The 3,178-nt window shown below is 72.6% G+C and carries 2 protein-coding genes and 1 pseudogene; 2 read left to right on the forward strand and 1 reads right to left on the reverse strand.

Annotated elements, in window-relative coordinates; translation table 11 throughout:
• Nucleotides 1–1,245: AAA domain-containing protein (locus H5J33_RS28785; RefSeq protein ID WP_309485512.1), on the reverse strand; the 1,245-nt coding region annotated here is incomplete at its 3' end.
• A 70-nt stretch (nt 1,246–1,315) separates the two neighbouring features.
• Between H5J33_RS28785 and H5J33_RS28790 the strand changes: the two are divergent.
• Both H5J33_RS28790 and H5J33_RS28795 read left to right on the forward strand, forming a co-directional pair.
• Nucleotides 1,316–2,125: pseudogene (locus H5J33_RS28790) on the forward strand (CocE/NonD family hydrolase); the annotation flags it as partial.
• A 455-nt stretch (nt 2,126–2,580) separates the two neighbouring features.
• Nucleotides 2,581–3,178 (forward strand): non-reducing end alpha-L-arabinofuranosidase family hydrolase (locus H5J33_RS28795; RefSeq protein WP_181797751.1); only part of this gene is annotated, 598 nt, incomplete at its 3' end.

Genomic DNA, 3,178 nt, shown 5'->3' on the forward strand with positions numbered 1-3,178 from the left:
ATCGTCACGCCGTACGGCACTCAGGCGGAGCGTCTGCCGTCTCTCCCTGGTGCGCCATCTGGCCATGGACCCCTGGGTGTCGAGCTCTCGCAAATCCTCCCGCAACGAGTTGAGTTGCTCCTCGGCCAGCAGGGCCTCGGCCTCCTTCCGGCCCGCTGCCTGGAGGACGCGTGACTGCTCCGTGCGCAGGCGGTCGACCTCCGACCACTGACGGCGGGATTCCGCCGTTTCCTCCTGCCGCAGCCTCGCCGCCGTGACGCCCCGCTCCGCCGCCTCCCGGGCGGCTTCGGCCTGGGCCAGCAACTCCGCCGCCCGCTCCGCGTGTTGCCGTACGGACACCGGGTCCTGTCCGGGTGTGCGCAGCAGCTTCAGCGCGGCGAAGTAGGCGGGGGCGTCGAAGCGGACGAGGGAGGCGTCCAGCGCGGCGAGTTCCGCCGCGCGGCCGCGCACGTCCACGAGCGCGGCTTCCAGGGCACGCCTGCGCGCCTCTGTCTCGGCCAGCCGTTCACGCACCATGAGGGGCAGCGACACACCGGGGTTGTCGGCGACCTCCCTCAGCTGCGGCGGGCCGACGCGCACGATGGCGCCCGGTGCGTGCCGGTTCTCCTTCAGCACCCCCGACAGGGCGTTGTCCACGGCGATGTTGGTGGCCGACACCAGCAGGATCCGGTCGCCGCGGGTGATCAGGTCGCCGATGGCGCGCCTCAGCACGGTCGTCTTGCCGGTGCCCGGCGGACCCCACACCAGGTGCACGCCCTCGCCCAGGCACGCGCGGTAGGCGTCGGTCTGTGCGGGATGGAAACCGGGAGGGGCCGGTGCGGGGGCGGACGCGCCACCGATGGCCCCGGAGGCCAGGGCGCTCGCCAGCGGGGTCTCGCCCAGCCCGGCGATCCCGTCGCGCAGTGCCTCCACGAGGAAGGCCGGCGGTTGCTTCAGCAGCCACAGGTACGCGTCCGGCAGGTCCGCGAACTCGGCGACCTTCACCGTGAGGAGGGAGCCGTTCTGCACCGTCTCCGAGACGGCGAATCCCTTCGCCTCGACGTGCTCCGACTCCGGCCCGGCGAGGCGCAGCGCGTCCAGCTGGTCCGGGCCGATGTCCGAACCGCGCAGGTCCACCGCGTACCAGCCCGCCTCCTTGGTGCGGACCGCGCGTCCCACCCGTTGCCAGCGCGGTGGCCGGGCCGAGCCGCCCACGATCGTGACGAGTTCACCCAGGGCCGTGGTGATCTCCTCACGCCACCCCACCCGCGTCACCCCCGTTACGCGCCCCACTGGAGACATCGGTTCGTCACGGCGCGTCTCCACGCGGATCCTAACCTTCGAACAGTACGGCCGATTGCGCCGGGCCGGCTGCGACACCGTCCTGCTCGTCGGACCCTGGACCCACACCTCCGCCCTCCAGCGGGGATGGCCCGAGGTGTTCGCGGAGAGCCTCGCGTGGCTGCGCGCCCACCTGTGCGCCGACCCGTCCGGCCTGCGCCCCACCACGGTGCGCGCGCATGTCGGCGGCGAGAACGCCTGGCGGGACCTGGGCGACCGGCCGCCGGCCGCGGCCGACACCCCCTGGTACCCCGCCCCCGGCGGGCAGCTCGTCCGGCGGGCCCCGACGGACTCGGCACCGCTGACGACGTTCCGCTACGACCCGGCCGACCCCACCCCGTCCCTCGGCGGCCCGCTGCTCTCCCGCACCGCCGGCCCCCGGGACAACAGCGCCCCGGACGCCCGGGACGACGTCCTGACGTTCACCGGTCCGCCGCCGACCGAGCCGGTGGACATCCTGGGCCCGGTCTCCGCGCGGCTGAGCGTCTCCACGGACACCGGGCACGCCGACGTCTTCACCCGCCTGTGCGACGTGGACGAACAGGGCCGCTCCGTCAACGTCTGCGACGGGCTGGGCCGTCTTCGGACGACCGGAGACGCGCCCTCGCGGGTCACCGCGCCGATGAGCGCCACCGCGCACCGCTTCCCGGCCGGCCACCGCATCCGCTGGCAGATCAGCGGAGGCGCCCATCCGCGCTACGCCCGCAATCCCGGCACCGGCCGGTCACCGGTGGACGCCACCACGTTCACACCGGTGCGCATCACCCTCCACACGGTGCCGTCACCTTGGCCGGCGCCCTGTTGACCGGTCTGTGGCTGGTGAAGTCCAAGGGCATGGAGCATCCCGCTCCGCGCACCCGCACAGGGCCACCCACGGCCGGGACACGGTCCTGACCCGCCATGCCGGCGCACATCCCGCCCACACGGCGAGCGCGATACCTCCGCCCCGCCCCGTCCGCGTGCCGGTCGTCACGCATCCGCTGGCGAAGTCGGACAAGGGGTCCGGCATCGCCATGGTGCGCATCCCTGCCGGGTGGCCGCCCCGGCGGCCCACCCGGCAGGGGGCGTTCGCGGTGCGCCGAGTGGCGTGGCGAAACATTCGGAGACGGAAGCGACTCGTGCGAGAAGTATTGACGTTGTTCAACGCTTCCCTAATTCTTCAGATGGCCGACATTGCGGTCGATGTTCGATGGGTCGAACATCTCGCATGTCATGCGCGCGCCAAGCCGGATCCGCCTACTCAAGGTTGAGGAAACCCCCATGAACAGAGGAAGTTTCAGCCGCAGGCATCCGTCCGCGGTGCTCGCCGCGGTGTTCGCGGCCCTGGCCGCGCTGGCGGCGTTGCTGGTGGCCACCCCGGCCCAGGCGGCCTCCAGCGGCGCCCTGCGCGGTGTCGGTTCGAACCGCTGTCTCGACGTGCCGGGCGCCGTCGAGACCGACGGAACGGCCTTGCAGCTCTACGACTGCTGGGGCGGGACGAACCAGCAGTGGACGCTGACGGACGCCAACCAGCTGACCGTGTACGGCAACAAGTGCCTGGACGTTCCGGGCCACGCCACCACGGCCGGTACCAAGGTGCAGATCTGGACCTGTTCCGGTGGCGCCAACCAGCAGTGGCAGGTGAAGTCGGACGGCACGGTCGTCGGCACGGAGTCCGGGCTGTGCCTGGAGGCCGCGGGCGCCGGCACGGCCAACGGCACGGCGGTGCAGATCGGTACGTGCAACGGCGGAAGCAACCAGAAGTGGACCGGTCTGACCGGGACGACGACCCCGCCGACGGGCGGCACGTGTGCTCTTCCGTCGACGTACCGGTGGTCGTCCACGGGTGCCTTGGCGCAGCCGGCGAACGGCTGGGCCG

It is taken from the genome of Streptomyces sp. WELS2 (assembly GCF_013870595.1).
In the GTDB taxonomy this organism is placed as follows: domain Bacteria; phylum Actinomycetota; class Actinomycetes; order Streptomycetales; family Streptomycetaceae; genus Streptomyces.